This window comes from Nocardioides sp. NPDC127503 (assembly GCF_040302165.1).
GTDB lineage: Bacteria > Actinomycetota > Actinomycetes > Propionibacteriales > Nocardioidaceae > Nocardioides.
The window spans coordinates 39464-62073 of sequence record NZ_JBEORH010000009.1 but is presented as its reverse complement, the minus strand read 5'-3'; the positions used below and the strand labels follow the sequence as shown (position 1 = coordinate 62073).

Sequence of the window (22610 nt, the reverse complement as noted above, 5' to 3'; positions counted from 1 at the left end):
CTCAGAGGAGGAAGTACGCCACCAGCGGAACCAGGAGACATGTCACAACCGCGGTGAGCCCCATCGCCAGTCCGGAGAAGGCGCCCTCGACCCGGCTCTCCTCGAGCATCCGGGCGGTGCCGATGCCGTGGGAGACCGCGCCGACGGCGATGCCGCGGGCTCGCGGGTCTCGGATACGGAGCAGGGTGAGGACCCGCGGGGCGACCATCGCGGCGAAGGTGCCGATCACGATCGCGAAGCACGCCGACAGCTCCGGATAGCCGCCCAGCCGCTCGGCCAGCGCGATCGTCACCGGAGCGGTGACGGCCTTCGTGGCCATCGTCCGCTCCAGCACGTCGCCGCCACCGAGCCAGCGCACCAGCAGGATGCCGCTGACCATCGACACGACCGCGCCGGCGGTCAGCGCGACCAGGACGGGCACGACCATCCCCTTGAGCCGAGCGACCTGGTGATAGAGCGGGATTGCCAGCGCCACGGTCGCCGGGCCGAGCAGAAAGCTGATCAGCGTGGTGGCGTCGGCGTAGTCGTCGTAGGTCGTGCCGCTGACCGCGAGCAGGGTGCCGACGATGACGATCGCCACCGCCACCGGCTGGGCGAGCGGCGAATGGGTCCTCTTGCGCAGCCACCGCCCGAGCTCGTACGCCGCCACCGTCACGAACAGCCACAGGATGACGCTCACTCGATCTCCTCCCCCGGCGCGCCTTCGGTGCCCGCGACCTCGGGTACGCGGCGCAGGAACAGGCTGAGCACCCAGCCGACGGTGGCCAGACCGAGGAACCAGGAGCCGAGCAGGGCGACGACGATCGGCACCGCCGCGTCGCGAATGACCGCGAGGTAGGCGATCACACCGACACCGGCCGGGATGAAGAAGAGCTGCAGGTGGGACAGGAAGTAGTCGCCGACCTGGATGACCGGGTCGTCCTCGCCGTCACGGCGCCGCAGGACCAGGACGACGAAGAGCAGCAGCATCCCGACGACGGGTCCGGGCAGCGGGATCCCGGTCAGCTCGACGATCGCGGTTCCGGCCAGCTGGCATCCGAGCAGCCAGAGCAGGCCGCCGATCACGGGGTCAAAGACTCGATCGCCATCGCGGCGCAGCCGACCAGTCCCGAGGAGTCACCGTGGAGCTGGGCCATGAAGGTGAGCTCGCGGGTGGCGATCGGGTTGGAGCGGGCGTAGACGCTCTCGCGCACCCCGGCGGTGTAGAGATCGAAGGCACCGGCCATGTCGCCGCCGATGACGACGACCTCCGGGTTGAGCAGGTTGACGGCCGTGGCGACGACCTCGCCGAGCTGTCGTCCGCCCTCGCGCAGCAGCCCGCGCGCGACGGCGTCGCCGGCGAGCGCGGCGGCCACCAGGTCGCGTACGTGGCCGGCGGGGACGCCGGAGTCGGTCAGCCGCTGGGCGAGCGCCCAGCCGGACGCGACCGTCTCCAGGCAGCCGGTCGAGCCACAGCGGCAGGGCCGGTCGCCGGCCGCGTCGATGCGGGTGTGGCCGATCTCGCCGGCCGCCCCGAGGGCACCGGTGACGACCTTGCCGTCGACGATGATGCCCATGCCGAGACCGGTCGAGGCCTTGACGACCAGGGCGTTGCGTACGGGATGGTCGGAGTTGAAGAGCTCCGAGCGCGCCAGGGCGTGGGCGTCGTGGGCGAGGATCAGCGGCGCGTCGGTCAGCGCGGTGAAGTAGGGGGCCAGCTGGACGCCGTCCCAGCCGCCCATCGCCGGGGTGTCGATGCTCATCCCGAGATCGGGGTTGACCACCCCGGGCAGGCTCATCCCTATCGCCAGCACCGGCAGGTCGATCGAGGTCACCATCTTGGTCATCCGCTCGACGACCTCGGGCATCAGCACCTCGGCGGAGATGCCGACCTCGTGGTCACGGGTGTCGCCGGCCAGCTCGCGCCCGGCGAGGTCGAAGACCGCCGCCTGGCTACGGCTGCGGCCCACCGCCACAGCCAGCACGACCCCTGGGTCTGAGGATTCGTCACTCACGACTGCAGTCTAAGCACGAGCACTGACGCGACCTAAGACCGCGAGCGGAGCCGGGCGTTGGGAAGCGGGGGTGCCGGGATCGGGGGCTGGTGGTTGCCCTCGACCACACCGAAACGGCCCTCGGCAAGGTCCTGGGAGTCCTCGACCAACTCGCCGCCGCCGCGGGTGACCTGGCTCTGCCACTCCTCGCGGTAGCCGACGACCTCCTCGTGGGTGCGCCCGACGAAGTTCCACCACATGATGATCGACTCACCGAACGGCGTACCGCCGAGGAGGAGAAGCCGGGTCCAGGCCTCACCGGCCTGCAGGATCAGCGTGGTGGCGCCCGGAGGGGCGTAGGCGAGCGAGTCCTTCTCCACGTCGGCCGAGGCCGGGCCGGACGCACCCAGGCCGGTCATCGACACCTCGCCGGTGTCCACGAGTACGCCGTGCTCGAACCGCTCGTCGACCGGGATCTCGAGCCGGGTGCCGGGCTCGAGCAGGATCTCGGCACCGAGGATCTCGGAGTGGGTCCGCACCGGCGAGGTGACGCCGAGGAGCGATCCCATGAAGACCCGCACGGTCGCTCCGTCGCGCTCGATCGGCGTGGGCGCATGGTTCTGGAAGGCCGGCTCGACGTCGCGGAACTCGTCCGGCAGCGCGACCCACAGCTGCGCTCCGTGCAGGACGGTGGTCTCGGCGGTGGAGTTCTCCGAGTGGGAGATCCCTCGTCCTGCGGTCATCAGGTTGACCTCGCCGGGGCGCACCATCGCCACCGTGCCGACCGAGTCGCGGTGCTCGATCTCTCCGGTGAACAGCCAGGAGACCGTCGCCAGCCCGGTGTGCGGGTGGGGCGGCACCTCCATCCCGCCGGAGACCACGACATCGTCGGGACCGTAGTGGTCCAGGAAGCACCACGCGCCGATCAGCGAGCGGGCGCGAGCCGGCAGGGTGCGGCGTACGTTCATCGCTCGCGGACCGCCCAGCGGGACGTCTCGCGGAGTGATGATCTGGATCTCGACGCCTTCGTCCCCGGTCCCACCGACACACTCGACGGGGGTGGGGTGCGCGTCCAGGTTTGTCATGCCCCAACGCTACTCCGGTCGAAGTGCCCCTGAACCAATACGCCGCCTCGCCATGCCGACGTCACATCGAGGTCGCCGGTGGGCTACCTCGATGCCACACGATGTGGCCGTGCTCATCGCTCAGCTCGCGAACTTCGTCGGCCCCACCTCCGGTGGGATGAAGACGGCTCTGGAGGCCCTCGCCCGTGGCTATCTCGAGGCGGGCCACGACCGGCTTCTGGTCGTCCCCGGCCCGTACGACTCGGTCACCTCGACCGACCTCGGCGAGGTGGTGCAGCTGAGAGCGCCGCGCGTGGGCGGCGGCTACCGGCTGATCATCGAGCCGTGGCGGGTGACCGACGTGCTGACCCGCTTCAACCCGACGAGCCTCGAGGTCAGCGACAAGTTCACGATGCTGCCCGTCTCCCGCTGGGCCCGGCGCCAGGGCATCGGGACGGTGCTCTTCTCCCACGAGCGGCTCGACGAGTACATGCCCACCTACACCGGCATGGACACCACCTCGAAGGTCTCCACCGCCCTGCTCAACCGGATGCTGTTGCGCTCCTTCGACCAGGTGCTGGTGACCTCCGACTACGCCCGGCACGAGTTCGAGCCGCTGGCCGGGACCGTCGGCTGCCCGATCGCTCAGGTGCCGCTGGGTGTCGACCTCGACTTCTTCCAGCCCTCGCTCGGGCACCGCGACGACACCCTGAGGCTCATCCACGTCGGCCGCCTCTCCCGCGAGAAGTCCCCTGACCTCGCCGTCGCCACCGCCGTCGAGCTGCATCGCCGCGGGTTCGACGTACGCATGGACGTCTACGGCGACGGGCCGCACCGGGCCGAGATCGAGGCCCTCGCCGCCGGAGCGCCGGTCGTCTTCCACGGGCACGTCTCCGACCGCCACCGGATCGCCCGGGCGCTGGCCGAGGCCGACGTGGCCCTCTCCGTCTGCCCCCGCGAGACCTTCGGGCTGGCCGTCCTGGAGGCTCTCGCCAGCGGTACGCCGGTGGTGACCGCCGACCGCGGCGGCGCCCGCGAGCTCATCGACCCCCGGTGCGGAGCCTGGGCATCGGCACATCCGGGAGCGCTGGCCGATGCGGTCATCGACGTCGCCGAGCGACCGGTGGTGGCCACCCGCCACGCGGCCCGCGAGCGGGCCGAGCAGTTCCCCTGGTCGCGCACGATCGAGGACATGCTGGAACTTCACGAGAGCCTCGCGCAGGAGACCGCACCGACCTATCTCCTCGCGCGCTCGCGGCAGCGGCAGGCAGCCCGTCGGGCTCGGCGCTACGCGTGACCCTCGCCGAGCGAGGTCGCCAGAGTGTCGGGGCCGCGTTTTCTTTGTGGGGATAACGTTACTCTGCCGTGGTCGTTATCCGTCCGGGGCCGCTTCTTTGGCCACGTTCAAACACGAAGACGTAGGTCTCGTCGCCATCCTGGTATTCCATGCCAATGACCATATGAGGGGCATATGAGCGAGTTGACCACCCAGGCCGCGGTGAAGCCGGTGACGCCGGAGCAGACACACTTCGCCGACTCCTTCGGTCCGGTGTGTCGGGCGTACGGAGAAGATCCGCTGACCTCCTACGACTATCGAGACGTCACCTGTGGTGAATGCCGGCATGCCGCGCCCTACATCAGCGCGCTGCCCGAGCACCTCAAGCCCAGGTCGACCAGGCGGCGCTCGTGGCCGCGATCGATGCAGGACCGCTAGGACACCCGGATCTCGGTTCGGTCGTGCTGGGCGGGCGTCCACTTCCCCGCCGACCGTGACCGGGCGAGCCCGACGATCCCAGTGACCAGCAACGCCCCGGCGCTCACCGCGACCCACAGCGTGGGCGCGGAGGCTCCGAAGGCGACCACCGCGGCGACGTACGAGACAGTGGGGTTGGTGATCGTCATGGCCGCCATCGCCCAGGGCAGCGGGCCGGCGGCGAGGGCCGCCTGGGTGAGCACGATCCCGAGGCCGCAGGTGCACAGCAGCCCGTAGAACGCGGGCAACGTAAGCAGCCCGAGGAAACCGTCGGCGGCGGCCCGGTCGGCGGTGATCTTCAGCAGCACCGAGGTGGTCGCGAACGAGCAGCCGGCAGCGACCGCCGTGGTCGCCGCCGCGATCGGCGGCGGGAACCGGTGCGCCACAAGCAGGAGTACGCAGATCACGACCGCCACACACCCGGCGAAGAGGGCGACCCGGCCGACGTCGGCATAGGTGCCGCCGCGATGGTCGTCGGTGACCAGCAGGATCACGCCGCCACAGATCGCGGCCCCGCTGACCCAGTCTGCGACCGTCGGCCAGTGGCGGGCGGCGATGGAGGCGAAGACGAGCGCGAAGAGCAGCTGCGTCGGCATCACCGACTGCACCACCGAGACCGACCCCAGGTGGAGCGCGACCGCCTGCACGCCGAAGCCGATCGCGTTGATCACCGCGCCGGTGACCCACAGCGGGTTGCGCACCAGCGCCAGCATCAGCTGCTCGACGCCGGCGATCCCGCCGCTGCGGCCGGGCGCGAGCGCGCTGGCGCGCTGCTGGACCGCAGCGGAGAGCGAGAAGAGGACGCATGCGCCGATGGCCAGGCTCACGGCCGCAGCATGATCCATGCTTCGACGCTAGGCCCCGAGAGGAACGCCCATCCGCCGCTCACGCGAGCATCGTGCGATCAGCGGATGAACCCTGAGGGTCAGATCTTCACCTTCTCGCCCAGGATCTCGCCGTACTCGACCCCGAGGACCGACGGGTCGCCGTCCTTCGGCACCAGCACCGCGACCATCACCGCTGTTCGGATCGACAGGTTCTCGCCGGCCTGGCTGCGGAACTCGTCGAAGGGCGGGTTCCACTCCCACTCGGTGCCCTGGCCACCGACGATGCTGTCGACGGTGAACTCCAGCATCGCGAACACGCCCTCGCGCGTCTGCACCATCCGGGGTCCGGTCTCATCGAATGGCTCCACAGTCGTCTTGACCGTGTCCACACCCATCTCCGCGACGTACGCGTCCATCTCCCGCCGCGGTGCCCGGAGCTTCTTGAGCCCGGCGAGACCCCCGGCTCTCTTGGGCTTGCCGAGGTACGCGTCGATCTTGTCGGCGACGTCCTGGACCCGCTTCGCATCCGCGGCGGAGACCGGCGCGGCGCCCTCGACCTCGGTGGGGATGTCGCTCGCCTTGACCTTGACCTCGACACGATGCTTCCAGGGCGAGAGTGCGTCCTGCTGCTCGTAGACCGCCAGCGCGGGCCTCCTGCCGCCGCCCTCGATCTCCACGATGGCCCACATCGGATACTCGCCCCGCTGCACCGACCAGACCCGGCCCGGGTCCAGGTTCAAGGTGCGCGGACGCTGCTTGAAGTCGGTGGCTTTGGCCGCGACCGTCACGGCCTGGAACATCGCAAGCACGGGACCAGTGGCGGCCTGGTCCCACGCCTCGACCTTCCACTTCCCGCGCCCGTTGGCCCTGATGGCCTCGTTGTTGCGCGCGTTCCAGTCCCGCATCACGACACCGACGTCATCGGTCCGCAACGAGACCTTGCTCGGCTGCTCGAGCTCGACGGACGCGGGCATCGAGCACCCGGTGAGCGAGAAGGCCACTACGCCGATCCCGGCCGCCATGGCCAGGCGGCGGTAGAGCCCGCCGGTCGGCGGGCGCGGCATGGCTGGGCGAGTCGGCGCCGGCCCCATCGGCCCCGTCAGGACCGGACGGGCCGGCTGGGTCGGGTAGGTCGGCTGGGCAGGGTGGGGCGGTTGGGCGTACGAAACCGGCGGCCGCGGCGGCTGCCACTCGTCCGGGCGCTCACGTTTCCTGGTCACCAGCAGGACGACGGCGCCGACCAGCAGCAGCGCACCGACACCCGCGATGCCCAGCGAGACCGCGAAGATCCCATCGATCCGATATCCGAAGGCGAGCTTGATCGGCGCACCGTCCCGGCTCGCGGCCAGGAACGAGACCGGCTCGCCGGTGAGCGTCACGTTCAGCTCCTGGGTCCCGGAGCCCGAGACCTTCTCGTGCCACCACGGCGCCTGCGAGGCATCCGGCACCTCCTTCCCTGAGCCGGCCGCGTCGCTGACCCTGGTCAGCGGGGTCTTGGCGATCTCGACGGCCTTGGTGCCCTTGACGACATCGAGGACGTCGACCGGGTTGCCGACACCGACGTACGCCTCCCCCATCGCCTCCACGCGTACGGTGACCGGGAGCCGGTCGAAGGCGAACGCCTCCGGCGTGGAGTACGCCGCACCCTGCGCGATCGGGGTCTCCTTGCCCATCACCACATCGTCGGGCCCGGCCGCGATGGCCAGACCCGCTCCGACGAGAAGGAGTGGGGCGCCGAGCAGTCCGAGGAGCACCGACAGGACGATCCTGCCGCCCTTCCTCTGCCGACCGGAATCAGCCATCACAGGTGCGTACGTTGCCGAGCTCATCGAGGCCTTCTAAGTGGGGGTCCCGAGAAGAGGACGCGGCAATCTAGCGTGATCAGCACGCTGCGAGAAGCGATTAACCCAGCCCCGCACGGTATTACCAGGCAGTATGGAACGTTTACGTTGACTTGGTAATCGCCATGCCGTGTCGCTCGGACCTCATATCGCTGAGTGTCCTTAGCGTCGTGGAGCGCACGTGGACGTGTCGACTCGAACGTTGCCGACATATAGACCGCGTTGCGCTCAATTCGAATTGACGACGAAAGGTATGAAATGAGCAAGAAGACAGGGCTGCTTTGCCGCGCCGCGGCCGTCGCCGCCTTCTCGGGTGTCGCCTTCGCGCTGACCAACGGAGCGGCCGTGGCCGCCCCGGCCGACGTCGAGGTGCCGGCCGCCACCAGCGTGACGCCCTCCGACCTCTCCCCCTCGTCGCAGAAGGCCTGGGAGGACTTCATCCTCGGCGGTTCCTACGTGACCGAGGGCGCTTCCCAGATGGTCAGCGGTGCCTGGGTCGGCGCCCCCGGCCTGCTCCTCGCCGGCGCCACCGGCGCCCCGCTGACCCCGGAGCAGCTGGCGGCGTGGGAGAACTGGGACGAAGGTGGGCGCAAGATCGGCGAGGGTGCCGCCATGATGGTCGCCGGCGCCTATGTCGGTGCCCCGGGCATCATTCTCGACCAGATCGCGGGCGGGGCGACCCCGAGCGACCTGTCGCCGGCCGAGCTCGAGCAGGTCACCTTCCTCATCCCGCAGGACAGCGCGGCGCTCGACGGTGTTCCCACCGAGCAGATCCCGAACCCGATGGTTCCCCTCGGGTCCTTCTGAGCGGCGACATGACTGCTGCCGACCGGGCGTAGCTCCCACCACGATCCGATCGGCGCCGTCCCCCAGATGGCCCCGGCCGTGCACTCGTGCACGACCGGGCCATCTGCGCATTTACGCGCGTTCAGACAAGAACGTTGCAGGTTGGCGAAAATTACGTCATTACATTTCATTCGTCACTAGTTGACATGAAAACAGCCGTGTCGACTTGGCATGACGGCCGTTGATCCTCTTAGCATCATTTCCCGGATGCGAACGTATCGATGCACTTGTTATCGATCCGGGGGCGCGTCCGTGCGTGATGTTTCAATTCGAATTGATCGATGAAAGGTACGAAATGAACAAGATGACAGGGCTGCTCCGCCGCACCGCGGCCGTCGCCGCCTTCTCGGGTGTCGCCATCGCACTGACCGCCGGCACCGCCACGGCGGCTCCGGGCGACGAGCACCACAAGCGCACCGAGGCCGAGTGCATCAAGGAGAACTCCGCCGGTGCCTCGGACCTCTCGCCCTCGAGCCAGAAGGCCTGGGCCGGCTTCATCTGCGGCGCTGGTCAGGCGACCGGCGGCGCGGCCCGCATGGTCTCCGGCGCCTGGGTCGGCGCCCCGGGCCTGATCCTGATGGGTGCCACCGGCTCTGACCTGAGCCCGGCGCAGAAGAAGGCCTGGGTGAACTGGGACGGTGGCGCGCACCAGGTCGGCAACGGTGCCGCCATGGTCGTCTCCGGCGCCTACGTCGGTGCGCCCGGCATCGTGATGGACAAGATCATGGGCGGCGCCATGCCGTCCGAGCTGTCCGACAGCGAGATGGACCAGGTCTCCTTCCTGCTCCCGATGGAGAACCCGGCTCTCGACGGCCTCCCGGTCGACCAGGTCCCGAACCCGCTGGCGCTCGGCACCTTCTGAGAAACATGACCATGGCCGAGTGATCACCCCCTACCGACTGCTCGGCAACGTCACACAGGTGGCCCTGGGCGTGCACACGTGCACAGCCGGGGCCACCTGCACGTTTTCAGCCGGATTCAGTCGTACGCCAGCGGCTCCTCGATCACGTTCATCACAGCCCTGGCGATCCAGTAGTGCCGGCCGCCGCGGCCCGAGCGGCCGGCGGCCCCGATCCACCCGCGCCGCTCGGCGTCCTGGATCAGGTTGCGCGCACCCTGGTTGGTCAGGCCGGTCGCGTCCTCGACACGCTTGACGGTCAGGTAGGGGTTGGCGAACAGCAGCGTGACCAGCCCGGACAGGTTGGCGCGCGAGGTGGCGGCCTCGTCGAGATAGCTCTCCCGGAGCGCGACCAGTCGCTCAGACCTGGTCGACGCGTCCTCGGCCGAGCGTCGCACCGCGGTGAGGAAGAACTGCAGCCACTCCTGCATCTCGCCGCGCTCCCGGACGCTCTGCAGCCGCTGGTAGTAGGTCTGGCGGTGGGCCTCGATGTAGCCCGAGAGATAGAGCAACGGCGTGGTCATCCGCCCCTCCTCCATCAGCATCAGGTTGATCAGCAGCCGCCCGATGCGCCCGTTACCGTCGAGGAACGGGTGGATCGTCTCGAACTGGTAGTGCATCAGCGCGCACCGCACCAGCGTCGGGCTGAGGTCGGGGACGTTGACGTACGCCTCCCAGTCGGCGATCAACTCGGGCAGGTCGGGCGGGAGGGGTGGGACGTACGCGGCTGTGGTGGGGTTGTCGGTCGGCGAGCCGACCCAGACCGGAGTCCGCCGGAACTCACCGGGATGGCGCTCCTGGCCCCGGACACCGGTGAGGAGGGTCTTGTGGAGCTCGAGGACGAGCCGCTGGCTGAGCGGCCAGCTCTTGATGAGCTCGAAGCCCTGGCGGGTCGCGGCGAGGTACGCCTTGACCTCGGCGACGTCCTCGCTCCTGGTCGCCTGGCCGCTGACCTCGTCCTGGAGGACCTCCTCCAGAGAGGTCTGTGTGCCCTCGATCCGAGAGGAGGCGACCGCCTCCTGGGTCAGGTAGGGCCCGATCAGCAGCTCGGGATCCTGGATCAGCGCACTCACGCCCTGAAGGCGCCCCAACGCAGCGTCGGCGTCCGAGAGCGCCTTGACGGTGAGCGGCTGTAACGGCAGGTCACGCGGGATGTGGGCGGGTCGGTAGTACCAGTAGGCCCACTTGTTCCCCGGCTCGCGCGTCGCCCTGCCGAACTGCGGAGCGTCGTATCTCTCCGGATCCATGACCGGCAAACTTACCACTCAGGGGTGGTTTGAGTTGGAAGTTGACGGGAACTTCCAAGGCCCGGTTGGGAGTTCCTTGCCAACTTCCAAGTCGGTCCTACGCTGGGGACCGTGCAGTTCGGCCAGTATCCCTCTCCACGTCATACGATCGCCCACCTCTCCGACCCCCACCTCTACGCCGGGGACCGGCGGATCTTCGGCAAGGTCGACCCGAACCCCGGGTTCGAGCGTGCGCTGGATCGGCTGCGGGGGATGACGATCCCACCGCAGGCGATCGTCTTCACCGGCGACCTCGCCGACCTGGGTGAGCGCGACGCCTACGTACGTCTCCGGAAGCAGGTCGAGCCGGTCGCCGCGGACCTCGGCGCCGAGATCATCTGGGTGATGGGCAACCACGACGAGCGCGAGGTCTACTCCGAGGTGCTCTTCGGGGAGGCCTCGGACGCGCCGCAGGACCGGGTCTACGACATCGACGGGCTGCGGATCATCGCCCTGGACACCACCGTTCCCGGCTGGCACCACGGCGACATCACCGAGCCGCAACTGGACTGGCTGGCCGAGGTGCTCGCCGAGCCGGCGCCGCACGGCACCCTGCTCACGATGCATCACCCGCCGGTCCCGCTCCCCCTCAACGAGGCCAGCGTGATCATCGAGCTCGACGGCCAGGACCGGCTCGCTCAGGTGCTGGCGGGGACCGACGTACGCGCTGTTCTCGCAGGTCACCTGCACTACTCGACCTTCACCACCTTCGCCGGTATCCCGGTCTCGGTCGCCTCCGCGAGCTGCTACACCTCGGCGCCGGCGACCCTCGACCGCTACTCCGCCTCCGTCGACGGCCACCAGGCGATCTCGCTGGTCCACCTCTACGACGAGGGCGTCGGCGGCGTGCCGGGCGCCCCGGTCGTCCACACCACCGTGCCGATCGGCGAGGCCCCCGAGGTCGCCGGCTTCCCCTCAGCGGTCCTCGAGAAGCTCGCCCCGATGACCCCAGCCGAGCGCCGCGACCTCTTCTCGCGCAAGGGCAAGGCCGCTCGCGCCCTGCGGCGTCAGCTTCGAGACTGACCAAGGAACGCCTCGATCTCCGACTCGAGGCTGATGCGGGCGTACGTCCGGGCCCGGAACGATTGCTGCGAAACGTCAACGACGACAGGAGCAGCCATGTCTCGGACCATCGTCCGCACGGGCACCGCAGCGATCGCCGCGGTGCTCCTCCCTCTGACGGCCGTGCCGGCCGCGTACGCCGAGCCTGATCCCGGGCCCGCGGCGGTCGCGCCGGACCCGACCGCACTGACCCGCGAGGCGACCGCGATCGCCGAGCGGGCCGCCGGCGAGCGGCATGGTCTCCGGGCCCGGTCGGCGAATCCCACCGCCGCCGACCTCGACCGAGCCGTCGACGCGTTCATCGACGATGGTGCCGTGGGCGTGACCGCCCGGGTCGAGACGCCCGGTCTGGAGTGGTCGGGGGCGGGTGGCGTACGCGAGGTCGGGAAGAAGAAGCCGGTCAGGCCCGGCGACCGGTTCCACGTCGCCAGCAACACCAAGACCCTGATCGCGACCCTGGTGATGCAGGAGGTCGAACGCGGCGGCTGGACCCTGGACACGCCCGCCAACGACCTGCTCCCGGGCACGTTCCCCGACGGCGTCACGATCAAGCACCTGCTCAACCACACCTCCGGCGCTCCGCGCGGGCCCGAGGAGATCCTCTTCGACCGCGTCGAGGACCCGACCTCGTGGGACCAGCTGATCGACGCGCTCGGCCAGTACTACTCCGAGGCCGAGCACCTCGCCTTCATGCGCGGCGCCGGCTGGCTCTTCGAGCCCGGCACCGACTTCTCCTACTCAAACTACGGCTACGTCGCGCTCGGGGTCATGCTCGAGAAGGAGACCGGGGAGCGGATCGAGGATCTCGTACGCGACCGGGTGCTCGAACCCGCAGGCATGAGTCAGAGCGCCTACCCGACCGATGCCCGCAACCGCGGCCCGTTCCTCGAGGACGCCGGCCACTACGAGGGCCGCTGGCGGCCGATGACCGACCTGCACCCGAGCATCTTCCACGCCGCCGGTGCTGCGACGAGCACCACCGAGGACCTCGCCGACCTCAACGAGTCGCTCCTCACCGGCCAACTGGTCAGTCCGGCCTCGGTCGAGAAGATGCTGCCGCCGATCTCGGGCAGCGCCGACCCGGAGTACGGGTTCGGGATCTACCGGGTTGCCGACCCGTGCAACCCCGGCGAGTACCTCTACGGCCACGACGGCGCCCACATGGGTGCGCAGTCGATCAGCTGGGGCTCACCGGACGGCACCCGCCAGATCACGCTCGGCTGGACCGGTCGCAACTGGGACAGCACCGACCCGATCTACGACCTGGGTCTGCTTCTCGAGCCGATGCTGCTGGCGACCTGCTGATGCTGGGTGCCGTCGCCCGGCGTCAGGGCCGCAGGATGCGGCGCTCGATGGCCGTGGCGACGGCACCGGCTCGGGTGTCGACGCCGAGCTTGGTGTAGATGTGGGAGAGGTGGGACTTGACCGTCGCCTCGCTGACCAGGAGCTCGCGGGCCATCTCCTTGTTGCCCAGGCCCCGGGCGAGCAGCCGCAGGATCTCGACCTCCCGCGGGCTCACCTTCGGCACCGGCGAGGCGGCCCGTTGCAGCAGCCGGGTCGCGACCGACGGGGCCAGCACGGTCTCGCCTCGTGCGGTGCCGCGGATGGCCCGGAACAGCTCGTCGGGCGGCGCGTCCTTCAACAGGTAGCCCGCCGCGCCGGCGTCCACGGCCTCGAGGACGTCGGCCTCGGTGTCATAGGTCGTCAGCACCAGCACGTGCGGCGGCGACGGCAGCTCGCGGACCAGCCGGGTGGTCTCCGCGCCGCCCGGTCCGTCGCCGAGGCTGAGGTCCATCAGCACGACGTCCGGTTGGGTCTCGCCGACTACCGCGACGGCCTGGGCCGAGTCGGCCGCCTCGCCGACCACGTCCAGGTCGTCCTGGGCGTCCACCAGGGCGCGTACGCCTGCCCGGACCACCGGATGGTCGTCCACCAGCACCACCCGGATGCGTTGCTCAGCCACGACGTTCCTCCCCCTGAGATGCTGTCTGTCCGGCCGCGAACGAGGCCGCGACCACCGTGCCCTCGCCCGGGGCGCTCTCGATGACCAAGTCTCCACCCAGCAGGCGGGCGCGAGCCCGCATTCCGGCCAGGCCGTGTCCGCGCAGCCCGTCGGGCTCCTTCAGCTGGGTCGGTTCGAACCCGGCTCCGTCGTCGCGTACGTCCAGAGCGACCCCGCCCTCGTGGAAGGTGAGGGAGACGACCGCCGTGGTCGCGCCGGCGTGCTCGGCGACGTTGGCGAGGGCGCCCCGCAGGGTGCGTACGACGGCCGTCGCCACCCGCCCGCCGACCTCGTGCGGATCACCGTGGACGTGGACCGGGACGCTGAGCCCGGTGGTGGCGGCGACGTCGTCGGCGACCTGGCGTACGGCAGTGGCCAGCGCCGACCCTCCGGTCAGCTCGGTGGGGGCGAGGTCGCGTACGACCCGTCGCGCCTCGTCGAGCGAGGAGCGGGCCATGGTGGCCGCCTGGTCGACGTGGTCGCGGGCGTCGGCCGGGCGCGACTCCCACTCCTGATCGGCCGCCTGGAGCAGCAGGTTGATGCTGGTCAGCCCCTGGGCGACGCTGTCGTGGATCTCCCGGCTCAGCCGCGCGCGCTCGGCCACGACACCGGCTCGGCGCTCGGCGTCGGCGACCTCGTCCTGGACCGCCTCGAGGTCTGCGAGGAGCGCGCGCCGGGTGACCGCGTCGCGCTCGAGAGCACGGTAGGCGGTCACCGCGAGCACCGCGACGCAGACCGGGCCGAGCAGCACTGTCGGGTCGGCCAGGCCGGTCATCCGGCTCCAGGCGACCGCGACGACCGCGACGAGGAAGACCGTGGCGGCCACGGCCCAGCGGAACGGCAGCACCCGCAGCGCCAGGAAGACCAGCGGCACCGCCGCCCACGAGAACGACGGCGCGATCAGCGCCAGCACCGTCCAGCAGGCGACCACCGCTGCCAGCCAGACGACCGCGGCCGTGCCGGCGAGACGGCGGCCCGCGGCGTACGCGATCAGGAGTACGGCAGCACCGGGCAGGACCACCTCCGCCTGGTCGCCGAGGCCGTGGCCCTGCAGGTAGCGCGCGACCGAGGCGATGACGAGCACCACCAGCGAGATGTTCAGCCAGCGGTCCAACATCGTCTGGCCGGCCAGGATCCCGCCGGCGACGGGCCTCGGGGTCGGTGTTGGCACGGCGTCGGTCGACATGGTGGCTCCAGGCTAGGCGTCGATGGGGCCGGCCGGCATCATCCGATCGGCTATCCGGGGTGTCGCCGAACGGCTATCCAGACGTCGCCGGTCACCCGATGTCCGGCCCCCTCTCCGACGGCGATGGTTGATGCATCAGCTCGACCAACAGCACCGAACACCGGAGGAGCACCACCATGCGTACGTCCCGAATCGCCGCCCTCGCCGGCTTGGCCGGCATCGCCGCCTCGGCCACCCTGTCCTTCACCGCCCTCGGCATGGGCACCGCGGCCAACGCCGCCGAGGGCAACGGCCGCCCCGCGAGCTACCTGCTCGAGGGCGACCCGTCCGCCCAGGGCGGCTCGAAGTTCGAGGGCATCGGCGTGGACCAGGAGTCCGGGAGGTTCTACGTCAGCGAGGTCACCGGCGGCGAGATCCAACGCGGCTCCGCCGACCGCGCCCAGGCCGAGGAGTGGCTGGCCGGTGACGGCACCGACGGCCGCTACACCGCTCGCGGCATCACCGTCGACGACGAGGGCCGCGTCTACATCGCCGGTGGCCCGAACGGCACCGGCAACGACCGCCCCGACCTGTGGGTCTACAGCCCCGAGGGCGAGCTGCTCGCCGCTCTCCGCGTCCCCGACAACAACGCGTTCCTCAACGATGTCGCGATCGGGCCGGACGGGACGGCGTACTTCACCAACTCCAACGACCCGACGATCATCCGCGTCGCCGAGGGTGCCAACGGCTGGCAGGCCACCGAGTGGGCCGACGGCAGCTCGCTGATCACCACGGTCGAGGGCTTCAACCTCGGTGGCATCGTGCTGAGCCAGGACCGCTCCGCCTTCGTGGTCGCCCAGGGCACCACCGGGCAGCTGTGGCGCTTCTCGATCGCCACCGGCGAGGTCAGCGAGATCGACACCGACGGCGCCGACCTGCGCAACGCCGACGGCCTGATCGCCCAGGGCCGCGACCTCGCCGTGGTCCGCAACTTCGACAAGCAGCTCGTCCACCTCGAGCTGAACCCGTCGGCCACCTCCGCGGAGCTGGTCTCCTCGCGCGCCACCGACTCGGACCGGGTCTTCACCACCGGCAAGCTGCTCGACGGCCGGCTGCTGCTGGTCGACAGCCACTTCGACGAGCAGACCGCGCAGGGACCGTACGAGATCGTCACCACCCGGATGCCGCGATGACCACCACTCCGCTGCGGCGGTCGGTGGCGGCCTCCGTCACGGCGTCCGCGGCGCTGGCCGTGCTTCTGGCAGGCTGCGCCGGGGCGCCGGAGGAGGCGGCCCAGCCGTCCCCTTCCCCGTCCACATCGTCCGCGTCCTCCGCCGGCACCGAGCCGGCGCGGGACACCCCTGACCCCGAGGAGCGACAGCGCATGAACGAGGAGCTGATCAAGGCCGCCTGGGACAACGACGTGGCTCGTGCCCGTCAGCTGGTCCAGGCCGGGGCGGACGTGAACTACGAAGACGACACCCAGCAGAGCGCCTACCTGATTGCCGCGAGCGAGGGCTACGTCGATCTGCTCGACCTGACCCTCCGCAACGGCGCCGAGATCAACGCCAAGGACTCTTACAACGGCACCGCGCTGATCCGGGCCGCCGAGCGTGGGCATGCCGACATCGTCGGGCGTCTGGTGCGGGCCGGGATCGACCTCGACCACGTCAACAACCTGGGCTGGACCGCCCTGCACGAGGCGATCGTCCTGGGCGACGACGGCCCGGATGCGGCCGACACCGTGCGGGTGCTCGTCGCGGCCGGCGTGGACCTCTCGATCGAGGCGGGCCGGGACGGGAAGACCGCCCTGGAGCACGCCGAGGAGCGCGGTTTCGACGCGATCGTCTCGACGCTGCGTACGGCCTCTGCCGAGGTCTCCGACGGTGACCAGCAGCTTCTACGAGCGGCGGCGTCGGGCGACAGCGACTCCGCCGCGGCAGCGCTCCGTGGCGGCGCCGATCTGGAGGCCAGGGACACCAACCGGCGTACGCCGCTCCTGCTCGCGGTCACCGACGACCACCTCGACACGGCCCGTCTGCTGGTGCACCTGGGTGCCGATCCCGATGCCCTCGACGGCCAGCACGACACCCCCTGGCTGGTCACGGGTGTCACCGGGAGCGTCCCGATGGCCGAGCTGCTGCTCAGCGTCGACCCGGACCTGACCGTACGCAACCGCTACGGCGGCCTGTCGATCATCCCCGCCAGCGAGCGCGGCCACGCGGACTACGTGGAGCGGGTCGCTCGCACCGAGATCGACGTCGACCACGTCAACGACCTCGGCTGGACCGCCCTTCTGGAGGCCGTGATCCTGGGCGAGGGTTCCGAGCGCTGGCAGCGGGTCGTACGCAGCCTGCTCGAGAACGGCGCCGACCCGGGCATCGCCGACCGCGACGGCGTGACCCCGCTCGAGCACGCCCGCAACCGCGGCTTCACCGAGATCGCCCAAATCATCGAACAGCACAGTATTGAGCAGCACGGCGGCTGATCGGCCGCCGCCTCAGGTGACACGAAAGACCGGCCAGCCGATCTCGGTGCGCCACGCAGCGGGATCGCTTGTGTCACGAGGGCCGACGACGTAGACCTCCCGCACCGGCCCGGCCACCGACATCGCGTTCTCCACCACCCACGTCCCGAGTTCGCCGTACGTGACCTCGACGCCGTCGTGCTCGCCGACGTGGGTGGTGACCGCCAGTTCCGCGGCCGGCAGGATCGCGGGGTGCACACGGCCGGTGCGAGGTGGCGCAGCGGTCGGCAGATAGACGAGCGCGCGACCACGCTCCTGCTCGAAGAGGGCGTTGTCGTAGCTGCCGCCCGGCGGTCCGGTCACGGCGGTGCCGACGGCCGCCTCCAGCTCGGCCATCGCGCCTGCGTACCAGCTCTCGACGTCGCGATGACCGACGACGGCCTCCACCGCGGCGACCGTCCGGGCGGGCTCCGCGCGCAGCTCGACGTCGATCGGCGCGGGGTCTGGCCGGAGCAGGCGGCGCAGTGACACGACTGCGGCGCGGGTGCGGTCGAGCACGTCCTCGAGGCGTTGCAGGTGGTCCGCGACCAGGGCCGCCCGGACACCGGGGTCGGGGGCCCGCAGGATCCGTTGCACATCGCTCAGGGGGACGTCGAGCTCGCGGAGTCGGTGGATGACCTGCGCGGTCGGGATCTGGTCGACGCCGTAGTAGCGGTAACCGGTGGTCTCGTCCACCACGACGGGTTCCAGCAGGGCCGCCTCGTGATAGCGACGCAGGGTCCGCACGCTCAAGTGGGTCAACCGCGAGAACTCCCCGATGGTCAGCACCCCCTCATTGTGAACGCTCCCCCTGGGGGAGAGTCCACCGCTTGACCCTCCCACGCCGAGAGGCCAGATGGTGGGCTCATGACACAGCACACCGATCTTCCGTCCGACCTGCTCCCGACCACCGTGCGCGAGTTCCTCGCCGCCCACGTCGCCCACGACGCCGACATCGCCTCGTCGTTCCTCGTCGAGGATGTGGTGATCGTCGACCAGGACGAGACCTTCCGGGGCCGAGAGGAAGCCCACGCGTTCCTGCGGGACGCCGGATCCGAGTTCGAGTACACGACCGAGCAGATCGGCGCTCGCCGCGTCGATGACGCCCACTGGGTGGTCACCGTGCGGCTCGAGGGCACCTTCCCGGGTGGCATCGCCGAGCTCGACTACCGGTTCGCGCTGCGGGATGGCCTCGTCGCCGAACTCGTCATCGCCAACCACCCAGCCTGACCGACTCCGCACCACCTCGATCTTCAAAGGAGAGAAATGTCCATCTCAGATCGCGATCGTCTCGACGGTCGCCGGGCGTTGGTCACGGGCGGCTCGAAGGGCTCGGGCAAGGCCGTCGTGGAGAGACTGCGAGAGATGGGTGCCGACGTGTACGTGACGGCGCGCACCATGCCTGAGGGGTACGAGCACCCCGACCGATTCATCGAAGCGGACATCCTGACGGCAGAAGGCACCGACGCGGTGGCCGCTCGCATCGCAGAGGCCGGCGCACTCGACATCCTGGTCCACGTCGTCGGAGGGGCGTCCACGCCGTCCGGTGGATTCGCGGTCATCACCGACGACCAGTGGCTCACCGAGCTGAACCTCAACCTCCTCGGTGCGGTGCGGCTGGATCGAGCCCTTCTGCCGGCGATGATCGAGTCCGGGTCGGGCGTAGTGCTGCACTTCACCTCGATCCAGCGTGAGCTGCCCCAATTCGACGCGTCCTTGCCGTACGCAGCAGCGAAGGCTGCGCTGCGCACGTACAGCAAGGGGCTTGCCAACGAGCTCGCGCCGCGTGGCGTACGGGTCAACGCGATCAGCCCCGGCGGAATCGAGACCGAAGCGTACGAACGATTCGTGGACCGGATCGCCGAGGGCAACGGACTCACCCGTGAGGCAGCCAAGCAGACGATCTACGACTCCCTCGGAGGAGTACCCCTGGGACGGTTCGCGAACACCGAGGAGATCGCGGACCTGGTCGGATTCCTCGTCTCGGACCGCGCCTCGGCGATCGTAGGCGCCGAGTACGTGATCGACGGCGGCACCGTCCCGACCGTCTGACCCTACCGCTCAAGGCCCTGACCGGCTCCCCCGTCGGCCGGGGCCTCGTCCCGGGTGAAGGTGAGCTGCTGGACGTCGATGTAGTCGGCAGCGAACCCGGCCCGGGTGTACTCCAGGTAGAAGTGCCACATCCGCAAGAAGGTCTCGTCGAACCCGAGCCCCCGGACCTCGTCGGCGTGGTCACGCAGCGAGGCGTCCCACCGTCGCAGGGTCTCCGCGTAGTGGGCGCCGAACGAGAGCCGGCTCCGCAGCCGGAGCCGGGTGTGGGCCTCGGTGACGTCGGTGATCGCCTCGGTCGAGGGGAGCAGACCGCCGGGGAAGATGTACTTGGTGATCCAGGTCTCGGTGCTCCGGGTGGCGATCATCCGTTCGTGCGGCATGGTGATCGCCTGGATCACCGCGGTGCCGCCCGGCGCCAGGACCTCGTCGATCTTCGCGAAGTAAACCGGCCAGAACCGTTCGCCGACCGCCTCGATCATCTCGACCGAGACCACTGCGTCGTACGTCCCGTCCACGGCCCGGTAGTCGCGCAGCTCGACGTCCACCCGATGGTCGAGACCGGCCGCGCCGATCCGGCGCCGGGCCAGCGCGGCCTGCTCGACGGAGAGGGTCACCGAGGTGACCTGGGCACCACGGGCGGCGGCCCGCAGGGCCAGCTCTCCCCAGCCGGTCCCGATCTCGAGCAGACGGGTGCCAGGTCCGACTCCCGCCTCGTCGAGGATCCGGTCGATCTTGCGGTGCTGGGCGAGCGCCAAGTCTTCGGTCGAGGGCAGGGAGGAGAAGAGGCCCGCCGAGTAGCTCATCGTCGGGTCCAGGAAGAGCGCGAAGAACTCGTTCGACAGGTCGTAGTGGTGCCCGATGTGCTCACGCGCGTTCTCCGGGGTGTTCAGGTCCTTCGCACCACGGCGCCGCTCGTAGACACCACGCAGCCGCTGGGCCCACCCGGGCAGGAGACCGTCGAGATCCCGGCACAGCACGGTCAGGGTCTCCCCCAGCTCCGCGGCGTCCCAGGCACCGGTCATGTACGCCTCACCAAAGCCGATCAGCCCGTGCCGGCTGAGCCTGGCGTAGAACTCCTCAGGCCGGTGCAGCACGATGTCGGCCGGGCTGCCGTCCTCGCTCACGCTGATCCCGAGCCGTTTCGTAGCAGCCCCGAAGACGGTCGCGGCAGCAGCCGCGGTGCCTTGGGTCATAAGGCCGCTGGGCGCTTCCTGCAGCATCGGCCAGCGCTCAGCCACCGGGGTCTGGGCGATGGGGGCTTCGATGGTCTTCATCGGACTCCTTCTTGGTGATGCAGTGGCCTTCTCTGGACCGGTAGGCGTCGTAGCCACAGCGCTACGCCGTGGAGGCGGATCCAGCCCGCGCCGAGAAGCGCGGCTGGAGCAGAGCGGAGCGTGACCCCGAACCGCCCTTCGACCCGGGAGCCGCGGACGGAGGCGTCGAAGACGGTCCCGTCCTCGGTGGTCAGCCGGACGGCGACCCGGAGTCGCCCGTCGGGTGGCGGCACGGTCAGCTCGTAGTGGCCGTCGACGCCATGGAACGGCGAGACGTACATCGCCTTCGCGACCTGCGCCCGATGCCGCTCGTCGGGGTGGACGAGGTAGGCGTGCCGGTCGCCGTAGGTGTTGTGCACCTCCACGACGGTGGCCAGTGGCTCCCCGGAGGCAGCCGTGCACCAGTAGACGCTGATCGGGTTGAAGCTGAACCCGAAGGCCCTCGGCTGGGCCGCCATCAGCACCCGCGCATCGCCAAGGTCGATGTCGTGGAGCTTCAGGAACGCGGCGAGGTTCTCCCGGATCGAGAGCTCGGGGTCGCCCAGATGGTCACGTGCCTCGAAGCGGCCGAGGGGCCCGCGATCGGGCAGCCGGTCCAGATCGACCACCTGCCAGTGGGAGCGGTGCACGAACCGGTTTCGCAGCGGTCCGCGCCGGGTGTGGCTGATCGTGGTGCGATACACGCCTGTCGCATCGCCGGGCCGCTCCGCGGGCGTCGTCCACGACAGCCCCAGCCGCTCGGCAGCCCGGGCCCCGGAGCGGGCGCCGTCCTCGTGGAAACCCCAGCCACGCCAGGCGCCGGCGAAGACCAGCGCGTCGGAGTCGAGCTCGTCGGCCCGCTGTTGGGCCGCCACTGACTCCGGGGTGTAGAGCGGGTGCTCGTACTCCATGGTGGCGATGACCTTCTCCGGATCGATCAGGTCGGCCCCACCGAGCGTGACGAGGTGACGTACGCCTCCGGGAGCCGGCAGCCGCATCAACCTGGTGAGGTCGTAGGTGACCGTGACCTGCCCACGGCCCGGGCGCTCCAGGTAGTTCCACGAGGCCCGGACGTGCTCGCTGTCCGGCAGCAGGCTGGTGTCGGTGTGCAGCTGAGCCTGGTTGGCGGAGTACGGGAACCCACCCAGGATCTCCCGCTGGGCCGCCGTCGGCTCGCCGAGCATCGCCAGCGACTGTCCCGGATGGGTCGCCAGCACGACCGCGTCGAAGATCTCGGTGCGCCCGTTGCCGTCGGTGATCTCGACACCCGCGTTGGTCTCGACCACGTTCACGACCTTCGTCGAGGTCAGCACGCGGCCGCCGCGGGCGCGGATCGCGGCGGCGACCCTCTCGACGTACGTCGCCGACCCGCCGGTGACCGTGCGCCAGCGCGGCGAGCCGAAGACCTGCAGCATCCCGTGGTGGCTGAGGAACTCGAAGAGGTAGCGAGCCGGGTAGCTCAGCGCCGTGGCCGGATCGCAGGACCACACTGCAGCGACCAACGGGGCCATGAAGTGGCGACGGAAGTGCGCGGTGAACCCGTGCTCGTCCAGGAACGCCTCGAGGGTGCGATCGTCGGGCTCACCACCGGCGAGCAGCGCCCGGGCGGCCCGGTGGAACCGCGGGATCTCGGTGAGCATCCGCAGGTGCGCCGGGCGGAGCGCACGGCGGTCGGGCAGCACCCCGCGCAGCCCGCGCGCACCTGCGTACTCCACGTCGGCACTCTCCGACCGCACCGACATCGACATCTCGGAGACCTGCGTCGGCACGTCGAGCTCGGCGAAGAGCCGGAGCAGAGTCGGATACGTACGCCGGTTGTGCACGATGAACCCCGTGTCGATCGCCAGCTCGGTCCCGTCCGGGGCGGTTACGCGGTGGGTGTCGGCATGGCCGCCCAGCCGGTCATCGGCCTCGAAGAGCGTCACCGTGCTGTCGCCGGAGGCGACGTAGGCCGCGGTCAGGCCGGCCACTCCGCTGCCCACCACCGCCACCCGACGGCGTTCGTGGTCGGGACTGCTCATCAGGCTCCTCGGTGTCGAAGTGGGCGATCAGCGCAGAGGCGCTGTCACCCGGTCTTCGGTC

22 protein-coding genes are annotated in these 22610 nt (G+C 70.2%); 10 read left to right on the top strand and 12 right to left on the bottom strand.

All coding sequences use genetic code 11. From position 1 onward, the window contains the following. Position 1: 1 nt before the first annotated feature. From ABTW65_RS20005 to ABTW65_RS19990, 4 genes are read right to left on the bottom strand one after another with little or no spacing between them, the layout of a single operon-like run. Positions 2–679: an LrgB family protein gene (locus ABTW65_RS20005; RefSeq protein WP_350663274.1), complete on the bottom strand. Its 678-nt coding sequence runs from the start codon at positions 677–679 to the stop codon at positions 2–4. Continuing rightward, a complete protein-coding gene (locus ABTW65_RS20000) occupies positions 676–1065 on the bottom strand; it encodes a CidA/LrgA family protein (RefSeq protein ID WP_350663272.1) in 390 nt (129 codons plus the stop codon). Before ABTW65_RS20000 ends, ABTW65_RS20005 begins: the two co-directional genes overlap by 4 nt. Further along, the gene (locus ABTW65_RS19995; RefSeq protein WP_350663270.1) at positions 1062–1994 is read right to left on the bottom strand and encodes an ROK family protein; all 933 of its coding nucleotides are present in this window, start codon (positions 1992–1994) and stop codon (positions 1062–1064) included. The genes ABTW65_RS20000 and ABTW65_RS19995 overlap by 4 nt, the downstream gene beginning before the upstream one ends. Positions 1995–2026: 32 nt before the next feature. Continuing rightward, entirely contained in the window at positions 2027–3058 is a 1032-nt protein-coding gene (locus ABTW65_RS19990) for a pirin family protein (protein ID WP_350663269.1), read from the bottom strand. A gap of 91 nt (positions 3059–3149) precedes the next feature. Between ABTW65_RS19990 and ABTW65_RS19985 the strand changes: the two genes are divergently transcribed. Continuing rightward, entirely contained in the window at positions 3150–4334 is a 1185-nt protein-coding gene (locus tag ABTW65_RS19985; RefSeq protein ID WP_350663267.1) for a glycosyltransferase, read from the top strand. A gap of 174 nt (positions 4335–4508) precedes the next feature. Next, positions 4509–4751, top strand: coding sequence for a hypothetical protein (locus tag ABTW65_RS19980; protein ID WP_160025614.1), 243 nt, complete (start codon positions 4509–4511; stop codon positions 4749–4751). On the opposite strand, the gene ABTW65_RS19975 is transcribed toward ABTW65_RS19980, so the two are convergent. Then, positions 4748–5635: a DMT family transporter gene (locus tag ABTW65_RS19975; RefSeq protein WP_350663265.1), complete on the bottom strand. Its 888-nt coding sequence runs from the start codon at positions 5633–5635 to the stop codon at positions 4748–4750. The two genes, ABTW65_RS19980 and ABTW65_RS19975, sit on opposite strands and share 4 nt — an antisense overlap. An 80-nt stretch (positions 5636–5715) precedes the next feature. Next, entirely contained in the window at positions 5716–7419 is a 1704-nt protein-coding gene (locus tag ABTW65_RS19970; protein ID WP_350663263.1) for a hypothetical protein, read from the bottom strand. Between the two features lie 297 nt (positions 7420–7716). On the opposite strand from ABTW65_RS19970, the gene ABTW65_RS19965 reads away from it, so the two are divergent. Further along, complete coding sequence (locus ABTW65_RS19965) at positions 7717–8265, top strand: type III effector (protein WP_350663261.1); 549 nt, start codon at positions 7717–7719, stop codon at positions 8263–8265. A 334-nt stretch (positions 8266–8599) separates the two neighbouring features. Next, on the top strand, positions 8600–9166 hold the full coding sequence (locus tag ABTW65_RS19960; RefSeq protein WP_350663258.1) for a type III effector: 567 nt from the start codon (positions 8600–8602) through the stop codon (positions 9164–9166). Positions 9167–9282: 116 nt separating this feature from the next. Here the strand turns inward: ABTW65_RS19960 and ABTW65_RS19955 are convergent, their stop codons facing one another. Continuing rightward, entirely contained in the window at positions 9283–10449 is a 1167-nt protein-coding gene (locus tag ABTW65_RS19955; protein ID WP_350663256.1) for a Fic family protein, read from the bottom strand. 111 nt (positions 10450–10560) lie between these two features. Here ABTW65_RS19955 and ABTW65_RS19950 point away from each other — a divergent pair, with 111 nt between their 5' ends. Together ABTW65_RS19950 and ABTW65_RS19945 are read left to right on the top strand one after the other, a co-directional pair. After that, complete coding sequence (locus ABTW65_RS19950) at positions 10561–11511, top strand: metallophosphoesterase (protein ID WP_350663254.1); 951 nt, start codon at positions 10561–10563, stop codon at positions 11509–11511. Between the two features lie 96 nt (positions 11512–11607). Further along, on the top strand, positions 11608–12855 hold the full coding sequence (locus ABTW65_RS19945) for a serine hydrolase domain-containing protein (protein WP_350663252.1): 1248 nt from the start codon (positions 11608–11610) through the stop codon (positions 12853–12855). A 22-nt stretch (positions 12856–12877) separates the two neighbouring features. On the opposite strand, the gene ABTW65_RS19940 is transcribed toward ABTW65_RS19945, so the two are convergent. Both ABTW65_RS19940 and ABTW65_RS19935 read right to left on the bottom strand, forming a co-directional pair. After that, positions 12878–13513, bottom strand: coding sequence for a response regulator (locus ABTW65_RS19940; RefSeq protein WP_350663251.1), 636 nt, complete (start codon positions 13511–13513; stop codon positions 12878–12880). Beyond that, positions 13506–14738: a sensor histidine kinase gene (locus ABTW65_RS19935; protein ID WP_350663249.1), complete on the bottom strand. Its 1233-nt coding sequence runs from the start codon at positions 14736–14738 to the stop codon at positions 13506–13508. Before ABTW65_RS19935 ends, ABTW65_RS19940 begins: the two co-directional genes overlap by 8 nt. A 176-nt stretch (positions 14739–14914) precedes the next feature. On the opposite strand from ABTW65_RS19935, the gene ABTW65_RS19930 reads away from it, so the two are divergent. Both ABTW65_RS19930 and ABTW65_RS19925 read left to right on the top strand, forming a co-directional pair. Then, positions 14915–15910, top strand: coding sequence for an SMP-30/gluconolactonase/LRE family protein (locus tag ABTW65_RS19930; protein ID WP_350663247.1), 996 nt, complete (start codon positions 14915–14917; stop codon positions 15908–15910). Beyond that, positions 15907–17205, top strand: coding sequence for an ankyrin repeat domain-containing protein (locus ABTW65_RS19925; RefSeq protein WP_350663245.1), 1299 nt, complete (start codon positions 15907–15909; stop codon positions 17203–17205). Before ABTW65_RS19930 ends, ABTW65_RS19925 begins: the two co-directional genes overlap by 4 nt. A gap of 12 nt (positions 17206–17217) precedes the next feature. On the opposite strand, the gene ABTW65_RS19920 is transcribed toward ABTW65_RS19925, so the two are convergent. Continuing rightward, positions 17218–18012 carry a MerR family transcriptional regulator gene (locus tag ABTW65_RS19920; protein ID WP_350663243.1) on the bottom strand — a complete coding sequence of 265 codons (795 nt, stop codon included), beginning with the start codon at positions 18010–18012 and terminating at the stop codon, positions 17218–17220. Positions 18013–18090: 78 nt separating this feature from the next. On the opposite strand from ABTW65_RS19920, the gene ABTW65_RS19915 reads away from it, so the two are divergent. Then, the gene (locus ABTW65_RS19915; protein ID WP_350663241.1) at positions 18091–18453 is read left to right on the top strand and encodes a nuclear transport factor 2 family protein; all 363 of its coding nucleotides are present in this window, start codon (positions 18091–18093) and stop codon (positions 18451–18453) included. Positions 18454–18489: 36 nt separating this feature from the next. Continuing rightward, positions 18490–19275: an SDR family oxidoreductase gene (locus tag ABTW65_RS19910; RefSeq protein ID WP_350663239.1), complete on the top strand. Its 786-nt coding sequence runs from the start codon at positions 18490–18492 to the stop codon at positions 19273–19275. Between the two features lie 2 nt (positions 19276–19277). On the opposite strand, the gene ABTW65_RS19905 is transcribed toward ABTW65_RS19910, so the two are convergent. Together ABTW65_RS19905 and ABTW65_RS19900 are read right to left on the bottom strand one after the other, a co-directional pair. Beyond that, positions 19278–20549, bottom strand: a complete 1272-nt coding sequence (locus tag ABTW65_RS19905) for a class I SAM-dependent methyltransferase (RefSeq protein ID WP_350663237.1) — start codon at positions 20547–20549, stop codon at positions 19278–19280. Further along, positions 20546–22549, bottom strand: a complete 2004-nt coding sequence (locus tag ABTW65_RS19900; RefSeq protein ID WP_350663235.1) for an FAD-dependent oxidoreductase — start codon at positions 22547–22549, stop codon at positions 20546–20548. The genes ABTW65_RS19905 and ABTW65_RS19900 overlap by 4 nt, the downstream gene beginning before the upstream one ends. Positions 22550–22610: the final 61 nt, after the last annotated feature.

Excerpts from the sequence above, each read along its gene's own strand:
- ABTW65_RS19990 (WP_350663269.1), bottom strand. The coding sequence starts at position 3,058 with ATGACAAACCTGGACGCGCACCCCACCCCCGTCGAGTGTGTCGGTGGG.
- ABTW65_RS19985 (WP_350663267.1), top strand. The coding sequence starts at position 3,150 with ATGCCACACGATGTGGCCGTGCTCATCGCTCAGCTCGCGAACTTCGTC.
- ABTW65_RS19980 (WP_160025614.1), top strand. The coding sequence starts at position 4,509 with ATGAGCGAGTTGACCACCCAGGCCGCGGTGAAGCCGGTGACGCCGGAG.
- ABTW65_RS19975 (WP_350663265.1), bottom strand. The coding sequence starts at position 5,635 with ATGGATCATGCTGCGGCCGTGAGCCTGGCCATCGGCGCATGCGTCCTC.
- ABTW65_RS19970 (WP_350663263.1), bottom strand. The coding sequence starts at position 7,419 with ATGGCTGATTCCGGTCGGCAGAGGAAGGGCGGCAGGATCGTCCTGTCG.
- ABTW65_RS19965 (WP_350663261.1), top strand. The coding sequence starts at position 7,717 with ATGAGCAAGAAGACAGGGCTGCTTTGCCGCGCCGCGGCCGTCGCCGCC.
- ABTW65_RS19960 (WP_350663258.1), top strand. The coding sequence starts at position 8,600 with ATGAACAAGATGACAGGGCTGCTCCGCCGCACCGCGGCCGTCGCCGCC.
- ABTW65_RS19955 (WP_350663256.1), bottom strand. The coding sequence starts at position 10,449 with ATGGATCCGGAGAGATACGACGCTCCGCAGTTCGGCAGGGCGACGCGC.
- ABTW65_RS19945 (WP_350663252.1), top strand. The coding sequence starts at position 11,608 with ATGTCTCGGACCATCGTCCGCACGGGCACCGCAGCGATCGCCGCGGTG.
- ABTW65_RS19935 (WP_350663249.1), bottom strand. The coding sequence starts at position 14,738 with ATGTCGACCGACGCCGTGCCAACACCGACCCCGAGGCCCGTCGCCGGC.
- ABTW65_RS19930 (WP_350663247.1), top strand. The coding sequence starts at position 14,915 with ATGCGTACGTCCCGAATCGCCGCCCTCGCCGGCTTGGCCGGCATCGCC.
- ABTW65_RS19925 (WP_350663245.1), top strand. The coding sequence starts at position 15,907 with ATGACCACCACTCCGCTGCGGCGGTCGGTGGCGGCCTCCGTCACGGCG.
- ABTW65_RS19915 (WP_350663241.1), top strand. The coding sequence starts at position 18,091 with ATGACACAGCACACCGATCTTCCGTCCGACCTGCTCCCGACCACCGTG.
- ABTW65_RS19910 (WP_350663239.1), top strand. The coding sequence starts at position 18,490 with ATGTCCATCTCAGATCGCGATCGTCTCGACGGTCGCCGGGCGTTGGTC.
- ABTW65_RS19905 (WP_350663237.1), bottom strand. The coding sequence starts at position 20,549 with ATGAAGACCATCGAAGCCCCCATCGCCCAGACCCCGGTGGCTGAGCGC.
- ABTW65_RS19900 (WP_350663235.1), bottom strand. The coding sequence starts at position 22,549 with ATGAGCAGTCCCGACCACGAACGCCGTCGGGTGGCGGTGGTGGGCAGC.